Here is a 24321-nt window from a genome sequence, read left to right on the forward strand (position 1 = left end):
CGGCTTTATCGGCTATCATGGCCAATTACCGCCAGCCCCGGCCGGCGCGCGCAGTACCCACAACAAACGTGCAGCACAGTCCGGTGACTGCATGAGCCTACGTTGTCGACACGACACGCCCACCCGAACAAGAATCGGTGTAACCCATGAGCAAGCTGAACAAGTCCATCGTCGCGGAATTCGAATCCGCCCAGATCACCCGTGAACTGCCGAAGTTCAGCCAGGGCGACACCGTTGTCGTCAACGTGAAGGTGAAGGAAGGCAGCCGCGAACGCGTGCAGGCCTACGAAGGCGTTGTCATCGCCACCAAGAACGCCGGCCTGAACTCCTCGTTCACCGTCCGCAAGATCTCGCACGGCTACGGCGTCGAGCGCGTTTTCCAGACCCACAGCGCCATCATCGACTCGGTCGAAGTGAAGCGTCGTGGTAAGGTCCGCGCCGGCAAGCTGTACTACCTGCGCGGCCTGGAAGGCAAGGCTGCCCGCATCAAGGAAGACCTGGCTGCCGCTGCTGCCGCCAAGGCTGCCCGTCTGGCCGACAAGGCCTGATAAACAACTTCGGTTGTTGCCGCGACGGCCACCTTCGGGTGGCCGTTTGCGTTTCCGGCATCGCATCGGCCACGATCAGGTCATGAACGACATCAACGCGCGCTATCCCGCCGTGATCCAGTCGGCGTTGCGCTTCCTCGACGGCAAGGGGCTGGCGCGTGTGCAGTCGGCACCGTTGCTGCATCGCCTGCTCTGGCGCATGGGCATCGCATTGCCGCCACCGATCCTGGCCGGCTTCGGCACCAATGCGCTGGTGCAGGGCCTGCTGTTCGGGCTGTTCTGGACCGCGCTGATGTGGCTGATGCTGTGGCAGGGCAGTGAACGTCCGCTGGCCTTGCTGCTGATGGCCGGCCTGTTGGCTGGTGCGCTGTTCGGCGTGGTGATGGCGGCCCTGATGCGCTCGCTGCGCCGCCACCGCAAGCTGCCGGACTGGCAGCAGTTCCGGGCGCGGCAGGCGGACTGAGCCGATGGCGCACTGCGCCGTGACCGCCAGCTGCGGGCCGCGCTAGGCTGCCGTTGCGCATCCACCAGAATGGCGGATGAGGCACCGTTCCTCGACTGGGTGCACCAAGCCGCGGCATTGCCCGGCGAGCGCATGTAAGCCCCCGCTGTTCCGATTTCCTTGCCGACGAGAGCACCCGATGGCCACGCATGCGCCGAACCCTGCCGATGCCGGAACGCCGGCAGCTGAACTGATCGATGCCCGCATCGCCGAATTGGGCGACTGGCGTGGCCAGACACTGGCCCGCGTGCGTGCATTGATCCATGAGGCGTTGCCGGATGTGCAGGAAACCTGGAAATGGCGCGGCACGCCGGTGTGGGAGCACAACGGCATCCTGTGCACCGGCGAGACCTACAAGCAGGCGGTGAAGCTGACCTTCGCCAATGGCGCGGCGCTGGCCGATCCGAAAGGTCTATTCAACGCCAGCCTGGAGGGCAACACGCGGCGTGCGATCGACATCCATGAGGGCGCGATGCCCAATGCTGCGGCATTGAAGGCATTGCTGCGCGAGGCGGCGGCGTTCAACGCGGCGAAGAAGAAACGCTGACCGCCTCCTGTAGCACCGAGCCCATGCCCGGCTAGGAGGGCTGCGCCTTTGCGGACCAACGGTCCGCACCCACCTCAACGCGGCGGAGTGGCATCCAGCGCGGCGTCCGGATCGGCCACCGGCGACGGCGGGCAGGCCGGAATTTCCGAAGGCGTGGCCAGTTCTTCGGCGTGCGAGGGCTTGCCGATCATCTTCGCCTTGCGCCAGCCGCCCCAGCGGTAATACGCCAGCGACAGCAGCATCGACACAAACGAGCTGACCGGGAAGCTCCACCAGATGGCATCGGCGCCCCAGTAGGGTTGCAGCAGTTCGGCGAACGGCACGCGCACGCCCCACAGCGAGCCGGCCAGGATCAGCAACGGTGGAATCACCGCGCCGGTGGAGCGCACCACGCCGGAGATCACGAAGCTGACGCCGAAGAACAGGAACGAGCCGATCACCACATGGTTGAGGTGGCGGGCAATGTCCAGCGCCTGACTGGCCGGCGGCAGGAACAGGGCCAGCAGCTGGCGATCGAACACCACCAACGGCAGGATCAGCGCGCCGGTCAGCAGGAAATTGAACAGCACGCCCTGGCGTGCGGTGCCGCGCACGCGGTCCCAGCGCTGGGCACCGACGTTCTGTGCGGCCATCGAAGAACACGCCGCACCGATCGCCATCGCCGGCATCTGCAGGTAGTTCCACAGCTGCAGGGAAGCGCCGTAACCGGCGGCGGTGTCGGTGCCGTACTGGTTGACCATGGTCATCAGCAGGATCACCGACAGCGAGATCAGCACCATCTGCAGGCCCATCGGCACGCCCTTGACCACCAGCGCCTTGAGGATGGTCAGGTCAAGCTTGAACAGGCGCATGTCGGCGCGGCCCAGCCACAGGGTGTGGCGCTTGTGCCGCATGTACAGCAGCAGGCCGGCCAGCGACAGCGTCTGCGCGACCAGCGTGGCCCAGGCCGAGCCGGCGATGCCCAGCGCGGGGAGCGGCCCCATGCCGAAGATCAGCACCGGATTCAGCACGATGTCCAGCGCCACCGACACCAGCAGGAAACGGAACGGCGTGCGCGAATCACCGGCACCGCGCAGTGCGGCGGTGAGGAAGGCGAACGCGTACAGCGTCGGCATCGCCAGGAAGATGATCTGCAGGTAGGCCTCGGCCAACGGCAGCGAGGCGGCCGGCGTGCCCATCGCCGCCAGCAGCGGATGGGCCATGAACCAGCCGGCGATGGCGATGATCACCGACAGGCCGATGAAGAACGTCGCACTGGTGCCGACCACGCGCCGCGCCTGCGCGATGTCGCGCGCGCCGATCGCCTGGCCGATCAGGATGGTCGAGGCCATGCCGAAGCCGAACACCGAGCCGATCAGGAAGAACATGATGTTGTTGGCATTCGCGGTGGCGGTCAGTGCTGCCTCGCCGAGAAAGCGCCCGACCCAGACCGCATTCACCGAACCGTTCAGCGACTGCGCGATGTTGCCTGCCAGGATCGGCAGTGAAAACAGCAGAAGATTGCGGCCGATCGGGCCGGAGGTCAGGTCAAGCGGCGCTTTGGCCATGGAGTGGTGATCGAATCCCGGGAGGCGCACACTAGCACCAAGCCGGTTTGCAGGATGTGGCAATGCATCAACGACTGCGGGTGAAGTGGAGCGTGGCGCTGGCCTTGATCAGCGCTGCATTGGCCGCATGTTCGATGGACGACCGGCTGGGCGATACCCAGATCCGGCCGACCGACCGGCCCGAGTGCCTGGTCGGCAGCCAGCGCCAGGACCTGGCCTCCGGCGTCAGGCCGCTGATCGGCGGTACCGGCTGCCGGGCCGATCCGGACAACCCGCGTCCTCTCAACAAGCCACCGGAGTAGTGCCGAACAATGCCTGAGCTTTCCCCGCTGTCGCCCAGTGTCCGCTTGGACATCTGGCTGTGGGCGGCCCGTTTCTTCAAGACCCGCAGCCTCGCCAAGCAGGCCATCGAAACCGGCAAGGTCAGCGTCGCCGGGCAGCGCCCGAAATCCTCACGCGCAGTGCGCGTCGGCGAGCAGCTTCAGGTCGACCGCGGCGAGGAGCATTTCGAGATCCAGGTGCTGGGCCTGAGCGATCAGCGCGGGCCAGCGCCGACGGCACAGCAGCTGTATGCCGAGAGCGAGGCCTCCAAGGCCCGTCGTGCCGAACAGCGTGCGCTGCGCATCGCCGCACGCGATGGGTTCCAGCCGCCGGAGCACAAGCCGGACAAGCGCGCACGGCGGTTGATCCGCGCGCTGGGCGATCTGGACGCGCTTTGAGGGTAGTCGCCCACCTTGGTGGGCGTTGTGCCCGGTTGCCAACCAAGGTGGGCATCTACCGGTTCATGGCCGGGCGGCACGCGCTGTGCCGCGCGCACTCAGGCTGCGTTCGGTTTGTGCCCTGCACGTTGGATCGTCCTTCTCATGGAAGACCCTCATGTTCCTGCGCCGCAGCCTGCTGTGCCTGGCCCTCGCCACCGCCGCCCCGGCGTTCGCCGCCGACATCACCTTCTGGGATACGTCGCAGCGCGGCGGCAACAGCTTCAACGAGAATCCGCCGGACCGTGCCTACTTCCAGGCGCTGCGTGCCACTGGCGCGACCTGGGTACGGCTGAGCCCGGACAAGTGGAAAAGCGCCGGCGGCCGCGACTTCCTGATCGGCGATGCCGATCATTACCAAGGGCTGGTGCAGGCCGACGTGGCCACCCTGCGGCGTGCGCTGGATGACGCCAATGCCTCGGGCCTGAAGGTGGTGCTGGTGCCGTTGTCGCTGCCCCTGCTGCGCTGGAAGCAGAAGAACGGTGACAAGGTCGACCAGCGCCTGTGGCAGTCGTTCGACAATCACGCCCCGGCGCTACGCTTCTGGCATGACCTGGCCGTGGCGTTGAAGGGGCATCCCGCACTGGCCGCCTACAACCTGATCAACGAACCGGTGCCGGAGTACGGTGCCGGCCTGGCCGAACATGCGTCCAGCGAAGCGATGCAGCAGTGGTATGCCGGGGTGCAGGACGGCCCGCGTGATCTGCGCCGCTTCTACTCGGAGCTGATCGCGCGCATCCGCGAGGTCGACGCGGAAATGCCGCTGATGCTGGATGCCGGATGGTATGCGGCCGCCGATGGCTTCAACTACTGGCCGGCACCGCTGGAGGACGGGAAACTGCTGTACAGCGTGCACATGTACGAACCGTACGCGGCGACCAGTGCGCCGAACCAGAAACGTGCCAAGCCCTGGCGCTACCCGGGCAGCGTGCCGTTCGGCGGCGACAGCGAGCGCTGGGATGCGGCGCGCGTACGCAGCTACCTGCAGCAGCCGATGGACTGGGCGAAGACGCACGGGGTGGGGGCCAACCGCATGGTGGTCGGTGAATTCGGCTGCATGCGCCGCTGGCCCGACTGCAGCCGCTACCTGCAGGACGTGCTGCAGGTACTGGAACAGGACAAGGTGCACTGGGCGTTCTACGCCTTCCGCGAGGATGGCTGGGATGGCATGGACTACGAACTGGGCGACAAGGCGCTGCCGTGGTCGTACTGGCAGGCACAGGAGCAGGGAAAGTCAGCGGTGCCGCCGCGCTCGATGCAGGCGCCGTTGTTCGCGCCGATCCTGCAGCGGTTGAAGGCCGGGAACCGGTAGGACGCCGGGCAGGGCCCGGCGTGATCCGTAGCGATGTAGATCATGCCGGGTCATCCCCGGCGACAGTGTCGGTCAGCGCTTGCCACCGAGCAGGTTGCCACCCAGCTTCAACAGGTCGCTCATGCCGAACTGGCCGTCGCCGTCCTGATCCAGCACACTGCCGAGCAGGCCACCGGCAATGCCGCCCTGCTGCTGCACCTGCTGCTTCTCCTGGCCGAGCGCCTGGCTGAGCGAACCGGCATCGGCCTGGCCGCCGCCGAGGCGCTGGGCGAGGAAGGCCATCACGATAGGGGCAAGGATCTGCAGCAGCTGGCTGGTGCGGCCGCTGTCGAGCTGGGTGGCCTGGGCCAGGCCGTTTTCCACCTTCTGCTGGTTGCCGCCGAAGATGTGGCCGAGGATGCCAGCACCGTCGCTGGCGGCACCGCCACCACCGCCGCCCAGCACCGAGCCGAGCACGCTGCCCAGGTCCAGGCCGCTGTGGTTGTTCTGCAGCGCGCCGAGCAGCGCCTGCGCGCCCTGCGGCTGCGAGGCGTTGTTGCCCAGCGCGCCCATCAGCACCGGCAGCGCGGCGCTGATCGCACCGGAGGCCTGGGTATCGCTGATGCCGAGCTGCTGCGACACCTGCTGCAGCGGGGCGCCCTGCAGTTTGGCGAGAAGTTCGTCGGTCAGGCTCATCTGCGGAATCCTTGATTGGGGTTGGGCGTGCAGAAGGTACGACGCGGACCGTTAAAACGGCGACGCCGCCTCACGGGGAGGCGGCGTGCCGTACACGGGCCAGGGCGATCAGAGCTCGATGTCTTCGGCGCCCGGGGTCGCGGTGGGGAAGTCCGCTTCCGGCTGCGCCGGCTTGAACGGATCCGACGGCTGGCTGGCCAGCGCCTTCAGCGCCGCGGCAACACCAGCGCCATAGGCCGGGTCGGCCTTGCTGCAGTTGTCGATGTGGCGCTGCTTGATGAAGTCCGGCGCATCGCCCAGGGCACGGGCGGTGTTGGCGAACAGGCGATCCTTCTGTGCCTGGCTGTAGCTGCGGAACAGGGCACCGGGCTGGCTGAAGTAGTCGGCGTCGTCCTCGCGGAAGTTCCAGAAGTCGGCGTCACCGCGGATCTTCATCGGCGGCTCGCGGTACTGCGGCTGTTCCTGCCACTGGCCGTAGCTGTTCGGCTCGTAGTGCGGCAGACCACCGTAGTTGCCGTCCACGCGCATCGCACCGTCGCGGTGGTTGCTGTGCACCGGGCAGCGCGCCGCGTTCACCGGAATCTGGTGGTGGTTCACGCCCAGGCGGTAACGCTGCGCATCGGAATAGGCGAACAGGCGTGCCTGCAGCATCTTGTCTGGCGACGGGCCGATGCCCGGCACCAGGTTGCTTGGTGCGAACGCGGACTGCTCAACGTCCTGGTACCAGTTGACCGGGTTGCGGTTCAGTTCGAACTGGCCCACTTCGATCAGCGGGTAGTCGCTCTTCGGCCACACCTTGGTCAGGTCGAACGGATGGATGCGGTAGGTTTCCGCCTCCAGCTCCGGCATGACCTGGATGAACAGTTTCCACTTCGGGAAGTCGCCCTTCTCGATCGCGGCGAACAGGTCGCGGCCGTGGCTTTCGCGGTCATGGCCGACCAGGATCTGCGCCTGCGCGTCGGTCAGCGATTCGATGCCCTGCTGGCTGACGAAGTGGAACTTCACCCAGAAGCGTTCGCTGTCGGCGTTGGTGAAGCTGTAGGTGTGCGAGCCGAAGCCGTGCATGTGGCGGAAGCTGCGCGGAATGCCGCGGTCGCTCATCACCACGGTCACCTGCAGCAGGGCTTCGGGCAGCAGCGTCCAGAAGTCCCAGTTGTTGCGCGCGCTGCGCAGGTTGGTATGCGGGTCGCGCTTCACGGCCTTGTTGAGGTCGGCGAACTTGCGCGGGTCGCGCAGGAAGAACACCGGCGTGTTGTTGCCAACCAGGTCCCAGTTGCCTTCTTCGGTGTAGAACTTCAGCGCGAAGCCGCGGATGTCACGCTCGGCGTCGGCGGCGCCGCGCTCGCCGGCCACCGTGGTGAAGCGCGCGAACATCTCGGTCTGCTTGCCGACCTTCTCGAACAGCTTGGCGCGGGTGTACTTGCTGATGTCGTGGGTGACGGTGAACGTGCCGAACGCGCCCGAGCCCTTGGCGTGCATGCGGCGCTCGGGAATGATCTCGCGGTTGAGGTTGGCCAGCTTTTCCAGCAGCCACACGTCTTCCATCAGCAGCGGGCCGCGCGGGCCGGCGGTCTTGCTGTTCTGGTTGTCCACCACCGGCGCGCCGAAGGCCGTGGTCATCGGGGTGACCGGGTCATCGCCCTGCTTCTGCTTCGGCGTGGTGCTCAGCTCGCGCTGCTGCTGGGCGCCTTCCGCAGGCGACGGCGCGGTGTGATACGGGCATTTGGGGCTGTTGTTATCGGACTGGCTCATGGCTGGCTCCTGCGGGTGAAGACGTGGTGGAACATCTTCACTCGACTTTAGCTAGCGCCAGATGAAATGAATAATCGAATGATTCGTTCAGGTTGATAGATTCTGTCAATTGAAACGCAGAATCAGATTTGCGAAATCTTTCGATGGGCCTCCTGCGAGGCAGGAGGCCAAGCACGTGCGCTGCGGCTACAGCAGCGCTTTCAAGCGATACAACGCTTCCAGCGCCTGCTTCGGGGTCAGTTCGTCCGGATCGATGGCGGCCAGTGCTTCCTGTGCCTTGTTCGACGGCGCCGCGAACAGGCCGAACTGCTGCGGTGCATCCAATGCCTGTGGTGCCAGCTCGGCGGCATGGCTTTCACCACCGCGCTGTTCCAGCTCGGCCAGGCGACGGCGCGCCTGCGCGACGGTGGCGCGCGGCAGGCCGGCCAGTGCCGCCACCTGCAGGCCGAAGCTGCGGTTTGCCGGGCCATCCTTCACCGCGTGCATGAACACCAGCGCCTCACCGTGCTCGACGGCATCCAGATGCACGTTGGCGATGCCACTGCGGCCGCCCTCGTGCTGCTCGTCGGCCAGCGCGGTCAGCTCGAAGTAGTGGGTGGCGAACAGCGTGTAGCAGCGGTTCTGGTAGGCCAGGTGGCGCGCCACGGCGTCGGCCAGCGCCAGGCCATCGTAAGTGGACGTGCCACGGCCGATCTCATCCATCAGCACCAGCGAATGGGCGGTGGCGTGATGCAGGATGTAGCTGGTCTCGGCCATTTCGACCATGAAGGTCGACTGCCCGCGCGCCAGGTCGTCGCCTGCGCCGATGCGGGTGAGGATGCGGTCGATCGGGCCGATCAGCGCACGGCTGGCCGGCACGAAGCTGCCGATGTGGGCCAGCAGCACGATCAGCGCGTTCTGCCGCATGTAGGTCGATTTACCGCCCATGTTCGGGCCGGTGATGACCAGCATGCGACGTTCCGGATGCAGGTCCAGATCATTGGGTTCGAACGGCTGCTCGCGTACCGCCTCGACCACCGGGTGGCGGCCACGCTCGATCTTCAGGCACGGCTCGGCCTGCAGCTCCGGGCGCGCCCAGTCCAGCGCCTGTGCGCGCTCGGCGAAGGCCGCCAGCACGTCCAGTTCGCTCAATGCAGCGGCACACTGCTTCAGCGGTTCCAGCTGCCCGCCAAGGGTGTCCAGCAGCTGTTCGTACAGGTACTTCTCGCGCGACAGCGAACGGTCGCGCGCGGACAGTACCTTGTCCTCGAAGGCCTTCAGTTCTTCGGTGATGTAGCGCTCGGCGTTGGTCAGCGTCTGGCGGCGGGTGTAATGCACCGGCGCGCGATCGGACTGGCCCTTGCTGATTTCGATGTAGTAGCCGTGCACGCGGTTGTAGCCCACCTTCAGGGTGGGAATGCCGCTGCTCTCGCGCTCGCGCAGTTCCAGGTCGACCAGGAACTGGTCGGCATGGGTGGACAGGCGGCGCAGTTCGTCCAGCTCTTCATCGAAGCCATCGGCCAGCACGCCGCCGTCGCTGAGCTTCAGCGGTGGCATTTCGGCGATGGCGCTGGCCAGCAGCTGCGCGCACTCATCGTGTTCGCCCAGCGCGGCATGCAGGGCCTGCAGGCGCGGCGAATCCAGCGGCGCCAGCACCTCGCGCACCGCCGGCAGCAGGCCCAGGCCATCGCGCAGGGTGGAGAAGTCGCGCGGGCGCGCCGAGCGCAGCGCCACGCGGGTGAGGATGCGTTCCAGGTCGCCGAGGCGGCGGAACTGCTCGCGGATGTCGGCGTCACTGCCGTGATCGATCAGGGTTTCCACCGCATGGTGGCGCTGTACCAGCACCTCGCGCAGGCGCAGCGGGCGGTGCAGCCAGCGCCGCAGCAGGCGGCCGCCCATCGGCGTCACCGTGCTGTCGAGCACGCCCAGCAGCGTGTTGCGGGTATCGCCGTCGACGCGTGTATCCAGTTCCAAGTGGCGGCGGGTGGCGGCGTTCATCGCGATCGCCTCGCCGGCGGTTTCCATCGCGATCGAAGTCAGGTGCGGCAGCCGCTGCTTCTGGGTTTCCTCGACATAGCCGAGCAGGGCGCCAGCGGCTGCGGTGGCGCGCGGCTTGTCATCGATGCCGAAGCCGCTCAGGTCATGCAGCTTGAAGAAGTTCAGCAGCTGACGGCGGCCGCTGTCGGCGTCGAACAGCCACGGTGCGCGGCGACGCACGCCGGTACGCTGGCGCAGGAACTCCGGCCAGTTCTCTTCGTCGGGTACCAACAGCTCGGCCGGCTCCAGGCGGGCCAGCTCGGCTTCCAGCGCGTCGTCGGTCTCCACTTCGTTGACCAGGAAGCGGCCACCGGCCAGGTCGGCCCAGGCCAGGCCGTAGCCCTGCTTGCTGCGCGACAGCGCCATCAGCAGGGTGTCGCGGCGTTCGTCCAGCAGTGCCTCGTCGGTGACCGTGCCGGGGGTGACGATGCGCACCACCTTGCGTTCGACCAGGCCCTTGGCCAGCGCCGGGTCGCCGATCTGCTCGCAGATCGCCACCGATTCGCCCAACGCCACCAGCCGTGCCAGGTAGCCTTCGTAGGCATGCACCGGCACGCCGGCCATCGGAATCGGTGCACCGCCGGAGCTGCCACGCTGGGTCAGGGTGATGTCGAGCAGGCGCGCGGCCCTGCGCGCGTCGTCGTAGAACAGCTCGTAGAAATCGCCCATGCGGAAGAACAGCAGCAGGTCCGGATAATCGGACTTGGCTGCGAAGAACTGCTTCATCAGCGGGGTGTGTTCGGCGGACTTGTCTTTGGACATGGGACTCGTGGATCAGGGCGTCCGGCCGCGCCGGAGGGCGGCGGCAGCGGAGCTGGTACAGGGCCGTCCATGGTAACTGCTGGGGCGCAGGGCTGCCGCCGCTGGTGTACGGCACAGCAACCGGGTCAGGCCGGGACCAGGGTGATCTGCCGGTGGCCACCGAAGATCTCCATGACGATCTCGAAGTAGGTCGGACCTTCGCCCCGTTGCAGCGCGTCCAGTTGGCGGGCAATGGCCTGCGAATTGAAGCTGCCCGGTGTGTCCAGCTTGGCCTGCAGCCATTGGCGGGTGGTCGCCACGCCCAGAGCCATGCGGCTGTGGGCGATATCGCGCCAGATCAGTGTGGCCTGCGCATGGCCGGCCAACGCGCCATAGCCACCATGCAACAGGTCGTCCAGCGCATCCAGGCTCGGCCCGAGCTGCCAGTCCTCGCCGGCCATGAACACGCGGTTGATCTCCGCGTACAGGCTGGCAATGTCGTCGATGGCGGTCCCATTGATCTGCAGGGTGATGGTCATGTACGGAATGTAGCGGTGTTCCGGGTGCGGATGAGGGGGCGCGTGGCGCGCGATCTGCGGCGCACATCCGGGCAACACAGACTGCGCGCCGTATGGCCGCGTATGGCGCCTGCACCAGGAGTCACGTCAGTCTCAAGCAGAGCGCATGGAGCCTCAGTAGTGATGCGTTCCATGGCATGAGTCGTACGTTGGGCCACGCCCCGGCGATTGCAGGTCACCCTGCCATCGCGATGCATTTCAGATGATTTTACGCCGCTCGCAATATGCTCCGCTGCTCCTGCCGGTACTCCATGGGAGTACTTCGGAGAAAATGAATATGGAGATGCAGGGGCGTGGTATGAACTCCTGTAACCATCCTGGCTGACTCCAGTGGGGCGTATAGCCGCTGAATGTTGAAAGCCGTGGCTGCGTCGATACCCGTGATGGCGGCGCGGTATTGATCCGTGTGTGAGGGGGTGTCGATATTTTCGGGTATACCTTCTGGCCCGTTCGATTTCACGACCGCCTGCACAGTTTCGTTGTTTTGGATCGATGCAATAATATCGGCCCATAAAGTTTCCCTTGCCTGCGCCGCAACCGATCGTACGGCCATGATCAAGGGAATTGAGATGCTCGCCTTACGCAACCTCCGAGTGGGATCCCGGCTGGGTGCCGGGTTTGGTTTGCTGCTGCTGTTCATCGTGGCCATCATCGGCCTGGTGCTGTATGGAAATCACCTGAAGTCCGCCCAGTTCGAGAAAGTGGTGGACGTCAACATGGTCAAGATGCGGCTGTTGAACGACATGCTGGATACCAATAATGCGGTGTTGATGCACCGCAGGCTGATGGTGATCAAGCGTGGCGAGGATTTCGACAAGGATTATCAGAAGGCGCAGGAGCTGTCGCAGACCTACGATGGTATCTGGGCCAAATACATCAAGATTCCGCGTGACGCGACCGGCGATTCCCTGATTGCGAAAATCGATGCGGCACGCAAGGCCACCGACGCCTCCACCCGGCATCTGCACGAGCGCATGAAGGCGGGTGATTTCGACGGCGCGGCCAAAGAGTTGCTCGCCGAGCATGGCCTTGCCACTGCATGGAATGAGGCGATCTCGACCCTGCTGCGGCATCAGGAAGCGCTGACCGCACGTAGCCGGGAAGAGTACCGATCGACCGAATCCTGGACCGGCACGTTGTCGATCGTGTTCGGCGCGTTGAGCCTGGTACTGGGCGCGCTGGCCGCGTGGGCGATCACCCGCAGCCTGACCCGCCCACTGGAAGGCGCGGTGAAGCTGGCCGACGGTATCGCCAATGGGCGGCTGGACAACGTCATCGATGCCTCGGGCAACGATGAAGTGACCCAGTTGCTCAGGTCGATGCAGCGCATGCAGGCACAGCTGCAGGCGGTGATGGCGGCGCAGGGTGAGCTGGCGCGCCAGCACGATGCAGGCAGCCTCAGCTACCGCATGGACGAGAGCGCGTTCCCCGGCGACTACGGGCGCATGGTGCATGAGACCAATGCGCTGGTCGGATCGCACGTGCAGGTGCAGAACCGCTTGATCGAGGTGATGAAGCACTACGCACGCGGCGATCTGTCGGTGGACATGGACCCGCTGCCCGGCGAGAAGGCGGCGATCACCCAGGCGATGGACGAAACCAAGTCCAGCCTGTCGGCGATCAACAGCGAGATCCGCCGGTTGGCGACAGCGGCCGCGGCAGGCGACTTCAGCCTGCGTGGCGACGAAGATCGCTTCGCCTACGATTTCCGCGACATGGTGGCAGGGCTCAACCGGCTGATGCAGACCACCGACGAGAACCTGGTGCAGGTCTCGACCCTGCTGCAGGCGATCTCGCGCGGTGACCTCACCGTACGCATGCAGGGGGACTTCCACGGCGTGTTCGCCCGCATGCGCGATGACTGCAATGCCACCGTCGATCAGCTCAAGCAGATTGTCGGCCGCATCCAGTCCAGCGCGTCCAGCATCAACCTGGCGGCAGGCGAGATTGCATCCGGCAACACTGACCTGTCGCGGCGCACCGAACAGCAGGCGGCAAACCTGGAAGAGACGGCTGCGTCGATGGAGGAACTGACCTCCACCGTGAAACAGAATGCCGAGCACGCACGCCAGGCCAACCAGCTCGCCATCGGCGCGCACGGTGTCGCCTCGCAGGGCGGCGAAGTAGTCGGGCAGGTGGTCACCACGATGTCGGCCATCGAAGCCTCGTCGAAGAAGATCGCCGAGATCATCAGTGTCATTGACGGCATCGCCTTCCAGACCAACATCCTGGCCTTGAACGCGGCGGTGGAAGCGGCGCGTGCCGGCGAGCAGGGCAGGGGCTTTGCGGTGGTGGCCAGTGAGGTGCGCACGCTGGCACAGCGCTCGGCCGGTGCGGCCAAGGAGATCAAGGGCCTGATCGAGGATTCGGTCGGCAAGGTCGCCGATGGATCGGTCCTGGTCCGCCAGGCCGGCACCACGATGGGCGAGATCGTGGCCTCGGTGCAGCGCGTGACCGACATCATGGCCGACATCTCCGCTGCATCACAGGAGCAGAGCTCGGGCATCGAACAGGTCAACCAGGCGGTGGTGCAGATGGACGAGACCACCCAGCAGAATGCCGCTCTGGTCGAAGAAGCCAGTGCCGCAGCGCGCTCGATGGAGGAGCAGGCAAACCTGTTGGCCGAGGCCGTATCGGTGTTCCGCACGGGGGCGGTGACCGCCGCCGCAGCGGTGCGCCCGGCGCTGGCAGCCGTGGCGGCATCGGTTGCGCCGGCACGCCGGTCGGCGGTGCTGTCGCCGCGGATGGAGCCGACGCTGGCCGCCAATGCGGGTGGTTGGGGAGAGTTCTAGCAGGGGGCAATGCCGGCAGGGAGACGGCGCCCATCGCGACGGCTGGTCGCGATGGGCGCGGATTTTCATCCTGAACGTGCGATGGCCGATGAAATGGCGGGCACGCGCATTTCACTTCGGGTTGCCAACCGCGGGAGGACACTTGCGCCATACCGGAACTCAGGAGATGGCCATGAAGACCTCGACCCGATTGCTTGTGCTGGGCACCCTGCTGGCGGCTTCGTCTGTGGCTGGCGCGCAGACCTACGGGCCGCGCGATGAGGGACGCAGGTTCAACGACGGCAGCCGCGTGGTCTGCAAGAACGTTGAAGTGCAGCGCAACTCCCGCGATCCCAACCGCATTGCCGGTACGGCCACCGGCGCGGTGATCGGCGGCCTGCTGGGCAACCAGGTGGGCGGCGGCAATGGCAAGAAGCTCGCTACCGTGGCCGGTGCCGTCGCCGGTGGTGCGGCCGGTCGCCAGATCCAGGGCAACAGCCAGCAGAAGAACGGCGACCGCGTGGTCGAGCGCCGCTGCGAACGCGTCTACCGCTGATCGATCGCCGACAGCCCCCGTTTCCCCTTCCACACCGCGGTAGTCGAACGCCGGCCTTGCGCCGGCGTTCGTCGTTACGGAAAAGGGGACGGAGGGGATTAAGTCGCAATCCCCCAAACCGGCCGCTTACGACTTAATCCCCTCCGTCCCCTTTTTTGCGAGGAGGCGCCAGGTGGCGAGGCTGCCGTAGAGCAGCAGCAGGACGGTGAGGGTGATCAGTTCGTGGCTGACTTCGGCCAGGCTGGCATCCATCTGGTTCAGGCGGACCATCAGGTTGATGCCCGAAGTAGTGGGCAGCAGCTGCGCCAACCAGACCAGCGGCTGCGGCGTCATCACTGCCGGCCACGACAGGCTGGCCAGGAAGAACAGCGGGATCGAGGTGGCGATGATGTACTGGAAGGCGCGTTCGCGGGTGCGGAAGAAACTACCGACGAACAGGCCGAAGGCCACGGTGGCGGCGATGAACAAGCTGCCGCCCAGCAGCTGGCCCAATGGGTTGCCGCCGCGCGGGTAGTCCTGCACCCAGGCGGTGAAGCCGGCGTACCAGAACAGGCCAAACAGGCCAATCAGGCCGAAGCCCATCGCCATGCCGGCCAGGGTCGGCAGGTCGAAGCGCAGGCGCCGGCCGAGTGCGAGACGACGTCCACCCAGCAGCACGCCGATGCCCATCAACAGCGTCTGGTGCACGATCAGTTCGGCTACGCCGGGCACGATGGCGCTGCCATAGCCTTCCTGCGTGTTGTACAGCGGGCGCTGCACCAGGGTGACCGGCGGTGCCTGCGGCGCGCCCATGAAGGCGGCCTGGCCGACCACGGCGTCACGCCCGAACGCGCCCAGAGCGTCGGCCACGCTGCCCAGTACCCAGCTGGCACGGCCCAGATAGGCGCCGTTGCCGAGCAGTACCAGCCTGGCCGGGTGGCCGCGCAGGATGTCGCGCTCCAGGTTGGCCGGGATCACGACGATGCCTTCGGCGTGGCCGGCTTCCAGTTGTTGGCGCGCACTGTCGATGTCCGCTGGTTGCCCGACCACGCGCGCGACCCGAAGTGCATCGAGTTTTCGCAGCAGTTCGCGGCTGGTGGCGCTGTGGTCTTCGTCCACCACCAGCACCGGCAGGTTGCCGGCCACCTGGTGGCGGTACGCGGCCGGGTAGAAGAACGAGTACAGGATCACCGCGCCGACCATCACCACGATCGCATAGCGGTCGCACAGCACCGCCATCAGGGTCTGCCGCAGGCTGCGCCAGAGTGCGCTCATGCGTCGGCTCCCGCCGGTTGCGCGGCTTCGGGCGTGCGCGCGAAGGCGATCAGGCGCAGGCCGCCGATGCCACCGGCCACGACCGCCATCAACAACAGCGTGGCCAGCGGCCATACCGAGACCTGCAGCGGCGAACCGATGAACTGCTGCTGGGTCTGCAGCTTGATGTAGGCGCTGAGCGGCAGCAGTTGGTGCCAGACGCGGGTGAACAGGGGGCCGTCCAGCACCGGGAAGGTAGCGCTGGAGAACGCCAGTGCGGTGCCGATGCTGAGCCCGACTGCGGACAGCGCAGTGCCCATGTCACGGGTGACGCCGACGAAGAACAACGCGTAGGCGGCGGTGGCCAGATAGAACAGTGGCTGCGCGAGCAGCAGCAGGAGCACGCTGCCCGCCACACCATCGCCGCGCAGCCAGGCCAGGTAACCGATGCCGAGTGCGCCATACAGCGAGAACAGCAGGATGTACGGCGCGACCTTGCCGGCAATCGCAGCCCATGGCGAGTGCCCCAACCAGTCGGGCAGGGTGCCGTCGCGGATCTCACGGCCGAGGCTGCCGGCCACCGCAAGTGCCAGCACCAGCGACAGCACCGCCGGGAAGATCAGTGGCAGCAGGAACAGCTCGTAGCTGCGCGCCGGGTTGTACAGGATGTCCGACTGCACCGCGATCGGTGCCGCACGCAGCTTGCCCGGGCCGACCTGCAGGCCGATGCGCTCGCGCAGCAAGCGTGCGTTCCAGGCCGAAACCGCGTCGCCGATATCGCGCGCCGCAGATTGGCCGGTAGTCATGTAGGTGGCGTTGTAATAGGCGAACACCGTGCCCTGGCGGCCCCGCAGCGCCTGTCGGGTGACGTCGCGCGGCACCAGCACGATGGCGAACACGTCCAGCCTGCGCAGCTGCGAACGTGCGTCCTCCATGTCCGCAGGTTGGCTGGTGATGCGTACGCCGGGGCTGGCGTCGAGCATGCGCAGCAGCAGGCGGCTGTCACTGCTGTGGTCGAGGTCGACCACGGCGATCGGAATGTCGCGCATTACCGAGGGCGTGAACATCCACGCCATCACCAGCAGCATCAGCAGGGGCAGCACGGTGACCAGCATCAGATCGGCGCGGTTGCCGCGCAGCGACCGAAGCTCGCGTCGCCAGGAGGCGGCGAAGCCGCCTCGGTCGGGGCTCAGTGCTGGGGCCATGCGAACAGCACGCTCATGCCGGGGCGGAAGCCCTCGATGCGGCGTACCGGGCGCACCCGCACCTCGAAGCTGCGGACATCGTAGCCGGACGACTGGCGGGTGGTACGCCAGGTTGCATAGTCGCCCGCCGGGTTGATGAAGTAGACCTCAAATTCGCCGTCCAGGCCGAGCGCCGGCACGCTGCCCTGCAGCCTGCTGCCGACCTTCAGGCCCTGCATCTGCGATTCGCGCAGGTTCATCGCCACCCACATGCGGTCGATGTCGACCAGGGTGAACACCGGGTAGCCGGCCGGTACCAGTTCGCCCGGGTCGGCCATGCGCTTGTTGATTTCGCCGGCCACCGGCGCGCGCCCTTCCACTTCGACACGCGCGGCGTTGACTTCGGCCACTGCGCCCTGTGCCTGCTGCACCTGGCCCTGGGCGGCGCGCTTGTCCTGCTCGCGGGCGCCGGCCAATGCCATGTCGTACTGCGCGCGGGCGGCACGTGCCAGTTCGCGCGAACTGGTGGCCTGGGCATGCGCTTCGTCGCGCTTCTGCCGGGTCATCACCCCTTCGTTGAACAGGTTCTGCACGCGCTGGTAGGTGGCTTCGGCCAGCGTCGCACCGGCTTCGGCCCGCTTCCAGTTCGCTTCGGCGGCGCGGATGTCTTCGCTGCGCGCGCCTTCGTCGGCCTTGTCGGCCACTGCCTGTGCGGCGGCCAACGCGCCGTGCGCCTGCTGTTCCTTGGCGGCCACTTCGGGGCTGTCGAGCAGGAACAGCACCTGCCCTGGCTGCACGCGGTCGCCCTCGCGCACCTTCAACTCGGCCACGCGCGCGGTGATCTTGGCGGCCACGTTGATGGTGTCCGCATCGGCCATGCCCTGGATCTGGTCGGCAGGGCTGCGCCAGGCCAGCCACATGCCCAGTACCACCAAGACCAGCAGCACCATTATCAGGATCGGGCCCAGGCGGCGCTTGGCCGGGGGCGTCGTCGCGTCGTCGTGCAGCACATCACTCATGGTCGATCACCTCGTCCGCACGCCGCCGGAACTCTTCGAAACGGTCCATCTGTCCACTGACCTCCAGCAACTGTGCCAGCGCAATATCGTATTGGTAGGCGGCCTGCGCGCGCTCGACACGGGCGCCACCGAGGCCGAGCCGCGCGTCGATCACATCCAGCGAAGTCGCTTGGCCTTCGCGGAACGCCAGCTCCTGCAAGCGCAGGTTTTCCTGTGCCTGGGCGATGCTGCTGTCGAGCAGCACGTACTGTTGGCGCGCGGTCTCCAGCTCGTTCCAGGCCTTGCGCACGCCCAGCGCGACCTGGTTCTCGGCCTCGCGCAGGCCCGCTTCGGCCTGGTCCTGCTGCGCACGTGCGGCGCTGATCTGCGCCGCACGCGAGTTCGGCGACAGGAAGGTGTACTTCAGGCCGATGCCGAACGCCCAGTCCGGGTCGGTCAGCATCTCGTCGCGGCGACGGAAGTCGTACTGGCCGAAGGCGAAGATCTGCGGCTTCAGCTTGGCCTGCTGCACGCGCACGCCCTGTTCGGCCTGTGCCACCATCGCCCGCAGGCGTGCGATCTGCGGCTGGCGCGCCTGCGCCGTGCGCTCGAAGCTGGCCACCGGTTCCAGCGGCACGCGCTGCACGAACAGCGGCGATACCGGCTGTACCTCGCCGCCACTGCGCAGCAGCGTGGCCAGCGCGGCCTTCAGCGTGGCCAGATCGTTCACCGTCTTCTGGTACTCGCGCTCGGCCTTGTCGCGGGCCACGGTGGCCTGCAGGCGCTGGGCGCGGGTGGCAAAGCCCTCGCGTTCCAGTTTCTCTGCGTCGGACAGGTGGCGGTTGAGGCCATCGCGTACGTCGCGGCGCACGTCCACTGCCTGCTCGGCCAGGCGCTGGCCGAAATAGGCCTGGGCCAGCTGCACGGTCAGCGACTGGCGCTGTGCTTCGCGCTCGGCACTGGCCTGTTCGTGGGCGGCGCTGGCGGCACGTTGCGCGGCCGGAATCACGCCGCCGGTGTACAGCGGCAGCACCGCGGTGACCACTGGGCGGGTGCGCCAGTCGCGTTCGGTGAACGACAGCGGCGAGTCGATGCCAAAGGCCTCGGCGACAGGCGCCAGCGAACCCAGAGGCAGGGTGAGGGTCTTCTGGAACTGCAGCCTGCGTACTTCGCCGGTGATTTCCGGCAGGCGCAGCAGTCGGGTGGCGTCCTGCAGGTCCTGCTTGTTGCGTACCGATGCGTCGGCGGCGGCCAGTGCATCGGAAACCTGCTCCAGACGCTGCCGCGCCTGTTCCCAGTCCAAGGCGGGTGCATCGGTGAGAGACTGCGCCGCCGCAGCCAGTGGCAGGCAGGTTGCCAGCGCCAGCGCGGCCTTCGCGCGGTGCATCCTTGTACGTCGGCCGATCACGCCCATGCCGTCCCAGTGATGAAGAAGTGCGCAAACGGTAGTGCGCGTGGCGTGAAGCCGGGGTCTGCGATCATTGGTTGGTCCTCAACGAAGGGTGCCGCTGGCTGCAGCGCGCAGCGCCTGGGTGATGTGCTGCAGCGTGCTTGAGCGCACGGCTGCATGCTGCCAGTACAGTGGCACATCGAGCCAGCGGCCGGGTTCCAGTACCACCACGCGGCCGGCGCGCACAGCCGGTGCGACCAGGGTTTCCGGGGCCATGCCCCAGCCGAGTCCGCACGCGGCGGCTTCGACGAAACCGGTGGAGGAGGGCAGGTAGTGTAGCGGCGGCTGCAGCCGCGCGCGGGTCAGGCGCCGCACGAAGCGCCACTGCAGTTCATCCTTGCGGTTGAACACCAGCATCGGCGCGCGTGCCAATGTTGCGGCCTGCATGCCGGTGCTGAAGTACTGGTGGGCGAAGCGGGGCGAGGCGATGGCGTGGTAGCGCATCGCGCCGAGCGGGTGCACGTTGCAGCCCTTCACAGGCTGGCTTTCGGCGGTGACCGCACCGAGCACACTGCCATCGCGCAGCAGCTGCAGGGTGTGGTCCTGGTCGTCCATGCGCAGGTCGAACAGGTAGCCATGACCTTGGTGCAGGTCGGCGATGGCCGGCACGAACCAGGTATCGAGCGAGTCGTCGTTGACCGCCAGCGGGATCGGCGTGCGTGCGGTGTCGTTGCCGCGTTCGGGCAGCAGTTCGGCCAACGCCTCGGCTTCCAGCGCCTGCATCGGCCGCACACGGCGCAGCAGCGCCTCACCGGCCGTGGTAGGGCGGCACGGTGCCTGACGTACCACCAGCACCTGCCCAAGCCGATCCTCCAGTGCCTTGATCCGTTGTGACAGCGCCGACGGGCTGATCGACAGGCGGCGTGCGGCGGCCTCGAAGCTGCCTTCCTCCAGCACCGCGGTAAACGCGGTCAGTTGCGGATGTACCAGGTCCACGTGGAAGCCTCTTCAGTTTTTCTGCACAGGATAAAGGAAAAACAGATTGTCTTAACCGGACCCTTGGCCGCACCCTGCGCGTCCCCTCACTGCTTGGCCTGTCCTGATGTGGATTGCTGCTACCGCTGCCGGCCTGTTCGCAGGTGCCGGCCTGATCATCGCCATCGGCGCACAGAACGCCTTCGTGTTGCGCCAGGGCCTGCAGCAGCGCCACGCGGGTATGGTGGTGGCGGCCTGCGCCGGTGCGGACATCGTGCTGATCCTGGCCGGCGTCGGCGGCATGGGCGCGCTGGTGCTGCAGTGGCCATTGCTGTTGCAGGTGCTGCGCTTCGGTGGTGCTGCCTTCCTGCTCTGGTACGGCCTGCAGGCCGGGCTGCGGGCCTGGCGAGGGGGCAGTGCACTGGCCGCCGCCGAATCGCAGGGTGGCAGCGGACGCCAGGTACTGCTGACCTGCCTGGCCTTCACCCTGCTCAATCCGCATGTCTATCTGGATACGGTGGTGCTGCTCGGCAGCCTGTCCACGCGCTACCCGGGCGATCTGCGCTGGGCCTTCGCCGCCGGTGCATGCGTGGCCAGCGTGGCGTGGTTCTGCATGTTGGGCTACGGCGCGCGCCTGTTGCAGCCGGTGTTCCGCAGGCCGAGCGCCTGGCGTGTGCTGGACGCAGGTGTTGCGGTCTTCATGCTCTGCCTCGCCACGCTGCTGCTGTTGCGCCCGCTCTAGGCCGCGTCCACCGCGCACTGCGGGATTTCCGCGGGGCGCAGGGTCAGCACGCGCACGCCATTGCGAGTGACCGCCACGGTGTGCTCGAACTGCGCCGACAGCTTGCCGTCGCGCGTGTACACCGGCCATTCGTCTGGCTGCTGGCGGATGGCCGGCTTGCCCTGGTTGAGCATCGGCTCGATGGTGAACACCATGCCTTCTTCCAGCACCATGCCGGTATTGGGATGGCCGTAGTGCAGGATCTGCGGTTCCTCGTGCATTTCCTGGCCAATGCCATGGCCGCAGTACTCCTTCACCACGCTGTAGCCGTGGCTGCGCGCGTGGCGGGCGATGGCGTGGCCGATATCGCCCAGGCGTGCGCCGGGGCGCACTGCGCCGATGCCTTTCCACATCGCCTGGTAGGTGGTCTGCACCAGCCTGCGCGCGGCGTAGTCGACCTCACCGATCAGGTAGGTAGTGCTGGAGTCGGCGATGTAGCCGTTCTTCTCCAGGGTGATGTCGAGGTTGACGATCTGGCCGTTGCGCAGCACGTCGGTGGTGCTGGGAACGCCGTGGCAGATGACGTTGTCGATCGAGGTGTTGAGCACGTACGGGAAGCCGTACTGCCCTTTGCTGGCCGGCCGCGCCTGCAGCTCATCGACGATCATGCGCTCGACGAACTCGTTGATCTCCATGGTGCTGCGGCCCTGCAGCGGCAGCTGGTCGAGCGCGGCGAACACCTGCGCCAGCAGGCGTCCGGATTCGGCCATCAGCGCGATTTCGTGCGGCTGCTTGATCATCGCCATGTCAGGCCCGCCCGGGGGCCAGCGTCTGCGGCTGTACGCCGGCCGCCCGAAGTTCGCTGGCGACGATGTCCTGGAAGCTCAGCGTGGGGTTCAGCTCGCAGAGCATGCCGACCCGGATCCAGAAGTTGGCCTGGGCGTTGATCGAGCGGCTGGAGACGGTGCAGGCACGGCGTAACTGGTCGTGCAGGGTGTCATCGATGTTGACGATGCCCATGGGCGGTCCTGGAGGAGTGGATATACGAAGAATATATGATTCGTATATTCGCCTCAAATCCGTATCGTTCAATCCGTGTGGGTGGCAAAGCGCAGCCGGTTGCCGTCGGGGTCACGCAGCAGCATCTCGCGGCTGCCCCATTCGGTGTCATGCGGGGGCTGCTCGATCGGCACGCTGGCGGCACTGAAGGCGCGGTGCAGGGCGTCGACATCCTCGACGATGAAGTACACCGCGCCGCCGACCTCGCAGTCGCCGCTGTGTTCGGTGAGGAAGATCGTCTGGCCGTCGCGGGTGAGCTGGGCGAACAGCGGAAAACCGGGTTCGAAGCGGTGTTCCCAGTCGACCACGAAACCCAGCCCCTGCACGTAGAACGGCAGGGTGGTATCGGCGTGGCGCATGCGCAGCTGCGGGATGACGGTCTGGGCCATGGCGAGGGCTCCGGGGTGGGAGTCCAGTGTAGTGCCGGCCGCTGGCCGGCATTGGTCTGGTAGATGCCAACCTTGGTTGGCATTGCCGGCCAGCGGCCGGCATTACCGACGCGCTTAGCAGGCCGTCGGCACGGCGGCCATCGCCGCCAGCAGTTCGCGGTTTACCTGCTGGTGCCGCGCCTGCCAGACGGGAAGGTCCTCGGCGCTGATGTCGGGCTGGCCATCCAGTGACGACAGCCAGCGCTTGAAGTGGCTCTGGTAGTTGGCCAGCGACACTTCTCCGGTGATATCACTGCCGACCAGGCCACCGGCGCGCAGTGCTTCGATCACCACCAGTGCGTGTTCCAGCTGGAAGCGGCCCTGGTCCCAGTTGCTGCGGGCGACGTCCTCGGCGAACACATCCTTGTCGATCGACAGGTAGGCTGGCTGCGGCGATTTGGCCTGCTCGGCGGCGAACGCGGCGACCAGTCCCTCCGGATGCTCGAAGCGTCGGAATGCACGGCCCATGCCGAGGCGGTGGCCCCAGCCCACGTCCACATCCATGCACCAGTAGGTCAGGCGCCCGCCCATCAGCGGGCGCCAATGGTTTTCCCAGGCGTGGCCCAGGCCGATGTCACTCGAGGTGATGCCCAGCACGTGGATGTGCGAGATCTGCGGCAGCTTGCTGGCGGCATTCACCCACGACCCGCAGTGCATGCCGAACGGAAAGCGCATGTTGTCCGGATGGTTGTCCAGCACCACCAGCTGGAAGGGCTGCTGCGGGCGCATGCGCTGCAGCAACGGCAGGCTGAGGTGGTGGAAGTCGCCACTGCCGAGCATGACCGTGCCGAGCTGCGCGGGCAGCGGTGCCAGCACTTCAGCGGCGAAACGGTCCAAGGTGGCATTGCTGCAGGCAAAGCGCAGTGGATCGTGCCACTGCGGCAGGGCCAGGCTCTGCGCCTGTGGCAGCGGCAATACGCCACCGTCCAGGTCAAGGATCAGCGGGGAACGCAACGGCATCGTTCAACCGCCTCCATCCGGTTCGCCCTGCAGATGCGGCGCCAGCTTGCGCAGGGCAGCGCGCAACAGCGGGGAGCGGGCGTGGATCGCGTGCCGGGTGGAGGTGAAGCGGGCGCCCAGCTCAGCCTTGATCCGCGAATCGGTCCAGCCGGCCACGTAGTGGCTCAGGCCGTGCTGCAGCGCGTACTCGAGGTTGTGCATCCAGCTGACCGCGTACAGGTTGTGCTCGCGCGACTGCGGATAAGCCAGGCCAATGTATTTGTCCACCAGCTTGCCGGCATGCACGTAGCACAGGTTCCAGCCGATCAGCTGGCCCTGGTGGCGGTACAGGAACATCCGTCCCTGGCCCTGGCCGTCGGCCAGCAGGTACTGGAAATAGGACAGGTCGAGCTGGTCGAAATGCACCGCGCTCTGCGCATACACGCCCAGGTACAGTGCGTACAGTTCGGCCTGCAGCTGCGGGTCGGCCAGGGCCGGATCACCGGTGGCGATGCAGTCGACCTGCAGGTCATCACGCGAACGGAGCTTGCGCCGGATGTTCTTGCGGCGCGAGGACGACAGGCGGCCGAGATAGCCGTCGAGTGAATCGAAATCGATCGCCACCCAGGCCAGCGGCATGCCTTCCAGTTCGACGAAGCCGCGCGCCAGCAATGCCTGCAGGAAGGCGCCGCTGTGTGCGTTGGCGGCATCGTCCAGCAGCGGTGAATCGATGGCCAGGTCCTTGACCACCAGCAGGCGCGTATCGCCGATCGCGTGGCGCGCCACGTCCTCGGCCAGCGCCTCCGGCGCCACGTGCGCCGGCAACGGGGTGTACTCGGTGCTGGTGGCACCGACGAAGCGCGTCTTCCAGGTGATCCATGGCCGCCACAGGCGCGACAGCGGCAGGCCGAGCAGCCTGCCGCGCAGTTCGTCGTCCATCGTGGTGGTCAGGTCCAGCGGCGCACGGAAGGTCGGTAGGCCGCTGGGAAGGCGGCCTGCCTCGAATCCGAGCGGCGGGTGGGCCAGGAAGCCCTCCAGCAGCGCAGCCGGTTCCAGCGCGGTGCTGGATGCGCGTGACGTCATCTCCATCG

24 protein-coding genes are annotated in these 24321 nt (G+C 66.7%); 9 read left to right on the forward strand and 15 right to left on the reverse strand.

Going from position 1 to position 24321, the window contains the following annotated elements; translation table 11 throughout:
• Positions 1–146 precede the first annotated feature (146 nt).
• From rplS to R1H25_RS02690, 3 genes are all read left to right on the forward strand, one after another.
• Complete coding sequence (gene rplS / locus R1H25_RS02680; RefSeq protein WP_005415736.1) at positions 147–548, forward strand: 50S ribosomal protein L19; 402 nt, start codon at positions 147–149, stop codon at positions 546–548.
• An 82-nt stretch (positions 549–630) separates the two neighbouring features.
• The gene (locus R1H25_RS02685) at positions 631–1011 is read left to right on the forward strand and encodes a DUF6404 family protein (protein WP_317222597.1); all 381 of its coding nucleotides are present in this window, start codon (positions 631–633) and stop codon (positions 1009–1011) included.
• Positions 1012–1189: 178 nt separating this feature from the next.
• Positions 1190–1597: a DUF1801 domain-containing protein gene (locus R1H25_RS02690; RefSeq protein ID WP_317222598.1), complete on the forward strand. Its 408-nt coding sequence runs from the start codon at positions 1190–1192 to the stop codon at positions 1595–1597.
• Between the two features lie 74 nt (positions 1598–1671).
• Here R1H25_RS02690 and R1H25_RS02695 read toward each other — a convergent pair whose 3' ends face one another.
• The gene (locus R1H25_RS02695; protein ID WP_208042973.1) at positions 1672–3144 is read right to left on the reverse strand and encodes an MATE family efflux transporter; all 1473 of its coding nucleotides are present in this window, start codon (positions 3142–3144) and stop codon (positions 1672–1674) included.
• A 62-nt stretch (positions 3145–3206) separates the two neighbouring features.
• Between R1H25_RS02695 and R1H25_RS02700 the strand changes: the two genes are divergently transcribed.
• The 3 genes from R1H25_RS02700 (at position 3207) to R1H25_RS02710 (ending at position 5214) form a co-directional block, all read left to right on the forward strand.
• Positions 3207–3446 carry a hypothetical protein gene (locus R1H25_RS02700; RefSeq protein WP_208042972.1) on the forward strand — a complete coding sequence of 80 codons (240 nt, stop codon included), beginning with the start codon at positions 3207–3209 and terminating at the stop codon, positions 3444–3446.
• Positions 3447–3455: 9 nt separating this feature from the next.
• Positions 3456–3863, forward strand: coding sequence for an RNA-binding S4 domain-containing protein (locus tag R1H25_RS02705; RefSeq protein ID WP_208042971.1), 408 nt, complete (start codon positions 3456–3458; stop codon positions 3861–3863).
• 157 nt (positions 3864–4020) lie between these two features.
• Entirely contained in the window at positions 4021–5214 is a 1194-nt protein-coding gene (locus R1H25_RS02710; protein ID WP_317222599.1) for a cellulase family glycosylhydrolase, read from the forward strand.
• A 72-nt stretch (positions 5215–5286) separates the two neighbouring features.
• On the opposite strand, the gene R1H25_RS02715 is transcribed toward R1H25_RS02710, so the two are convergent.
• The 4 genes from R1H25_RS02715 to R1H25_RS02730 all read right to left on the reverse strand — a co-directional run bounded on the left by R1H25_RS02715 (position 5287) and on the right by R1H25_RS02730 (position 10937).
• On the reverse strand, positions 5287–5889 hold the full coding sequence (locus R1H25_RS02715) for a DUF937 domain-containing protein (RefSeq protein ID WP_317222600.1): 603 nt from the start codon (positions 5887–5889) through the stop codon (positions 5287–5289).
• A gap of 108 nt (positions 5890–5997) precedes the next feature.
• Complete coding sequence (locus tag R1H25_RS02720) at positions 5998–7557, reverse strand: catalase (RefSeq protein ID WP_373695546.1); 1560 nt, start codon at positions 7555–7557, stop codon at positions 5998–6000.
• 270 nt (positions 7558–7827) lie between these two features.
• Entirely contained in the window at positions 7828–10419 is a 2592-nt protein-coding gene (gene mutS / locus R1H25_RS02725) for a DNA mismatch repair protein MutS (protein ID WP_317222601.1), read from the reverse strand.
• A 125-nt stretch (positions 10420–10544) separates the two neighbouring features.
• Positions 10545–10937 carry a barstar family protein gene (locus R1H25_RS02730; protein WP_317222602.1) on the reverse strand — a complete coding sequence of 131 codons (393 nt, stop codon included), beginning with the start codon at positions 10935–10937 and terminating at the stop codon, positions 10545–10547.
• 608 nt (positions 10938–11545) lie between these two features.
• Between R1H25_RS02730 and R1H25_RS02735 the strand changes: the two genes are divergently transcribed.
• Together R1H25_RS02735 and R1H25_RS02740 are read left to right on the forward strand one after the other, a co-directional pair.
• A complete protein-coding gene (locus R1H25_RS02735; protein ID WP_317222603.1) occupies positions 11546–13768 on the forward strand; it encodes a methyl-accepting chemotaxis protein in 2223 nt (740 codons plus the stop codon).
• Positions 13769–13934: 166 nt separating this feature from the next.
• Positions 13935–14303, forward strand: coding sequence for a glycine zipper 2TM domain-containing protein (locus tag R1H25_RS02740; RefSeq protein ID WP_014646414.1), 369 nt, complete (start codon positions 13935–13937; stop codon positions 14301–14303).
• A gap of 126 nt (positions 14304–14429) precedes the next feature.
• Here R1H25_RS02740 and R1H25_RS02745 read toward each other — a convergent pair whose 3' ends face one another.
• From R1H25_RS02745 to R1H25_RS02765, 5 genes are all read right to left on the reverse strand, one after another.
• Positions 14430–15557 carry an ABC transporter permease gene (locus R1H25_RS02745; RefSeq protein ID WP_317222604.1) on the reverse strand — a complete coding sequence of 376 codons (1128 nt, stop codon included), beginning with the start codon at positions 15555–15557 and terminating at the stop codon, positions 14430–14432.
• Positions 15554–16741 (reverse strand): ABC transporter permease, encoded by a 1188-nt coding sequence (locus tag R1H25_RS02750; protein WP_317222605.1) that lies wholly within the window; start codon positions 16739–16741, stop codon positions 15554–15556. The genes R1H25_RS02745 and R1H25_RS02750 overlap by 4 nt, the downstream gene beginning before the upstream one ends.
• A complete protein-coding gene (locus tag R1H25_RS02755) occupies positions 16726–17739 on the reverse strand; it encodes an efflux RND transporter periplasmic adaptor subunit (RefSeq protein ID WP_317222606.1) in 1014 nt (337 codons plus the stop codon). Before R1H25_RS02755 ends, R1H25_RS02750 begins: the two co-directional genes overlap by 16 nt.
• Positions 17732–19132 carry a TolC family protein gene (locus R1H25_RS02760; RefSeq protein WP_317222607.1) on the reverse strand — a complete coding sequence of 467 codons (1401 nt, stop codon included), beginning with the start codon at positions 19130–19132 and terminating at the stop codon, positions 17732–17734. Before R1H25_RS02760 ends, R1H25_RS02755 begins: the two co-directional genes overlap by 8 nt.
• Before the next feature lie 78 nt (positions 19133–19210).
• Positions 19211–20104: a LysR family transcriptional regulator ArgP gene (locus R1H25_RS02765; RefSeq protein ID WP_049446827.1), complete on the reverse strand. Its 894-nt coding sequence runs from the start codon at positions 20102–20104 to the stop codon at positions 19211–19213.
• A 106-nt stretch (positions 20105–20210) separates the two neighbouring features.
• On the opposite strand from R1H25_RS02765, the gene R1H25_RS02770 reads away from it, so the two are divergent.
• Positions 20211–20825 carry a LysE/ArgO family amino acid transporter gene (locus tag R1H25_RS02770; RefSeq protein WP_317222608.1) on the forward strand — a complete coding sequence of 205 codons (615 nt, stop codon included), beginning with the start codon at positions 20211–20213 and terminating at the stop codon, positions 20823–20825.
• Here the strand turns inward: R1H25_RS02770 and map are convergent.
• The 5 genes from map to R1H25_RS02795 all read right to left on the reverse strand — a co-directional run bounded on the left by map (position 20822) and on the right by R1H25_RS02795 (position 24319).
• Positions 20822–21604 (reverse strand): type I methionyl aminopeptidase, encoded by a 783-nt coding sequence (gene map, locus R1H25_RS02775; RefSeq protein ID WP_317222686.1) that lies wholly within the window; start codon positions 21602–21604, stop codon positions 20822–20824. The genes R1H25_RS02770 and map overlap by 4 nt on opposite strands.
• 7 nt (positions 21605–21611) lie before the next feature.
• Positions 21612–21824: a ParD-like family protein gene (locus tag R1H25_RS02780; protein ID WP_049446824.1), complete on the reverse strand. Its 213-nt coding sequence runs from the start codon at positions 21822–21824 to the stop codon at positions 21612–21614.
• Between the two features lie 68 nt (positions 21825–21892).
• Positions 21893–22252: a VOC family protein gene (locus R1H25_RS02785; protein WP_107379312.1), complete on the reverse strand. Its 360-nt coding sequence runs from the start codon at positions 22250–22252 to the stop codon at positions 21893–21895.
• A gap of 114 nt (positions 22253–22366) precedes the next feature.
• Complete coding sequence (locus R1H25_RS02790) at positions 22367–23251, reverse strand: hypothetical protein (protein ID WP_317222609.1); 885 nt, start codon at positions 23249–23251, stop codon at positions 22367–22369.
• Between the two features lie 3 nt (positions 23252–23254).
• On the reverse strand, positions 23255–24319 hold the full coding sequence (locus tag R1H25_RS02795) for a GNAT family N-acetyltransferase (RefSeq protein ID WP_317222610.1): 1065 nt from the start codon (positions 24317–24319) through the stop codon (positions 23255–23257).
• Positions 24320–24321: the final 2 nt, after the last annotated feature.

Origin of the sequence: Stenotrophomonas veracruzanensis (genome assembly GCF_032911525.1) — a bacterium.
Lineage (GTDB): Bacteria > Pseudomonadota > Gammaproteobacteria > Xanthomonadales > Xanthomonadaceae > Stenotrophomonas > Stenotrophomonas africana.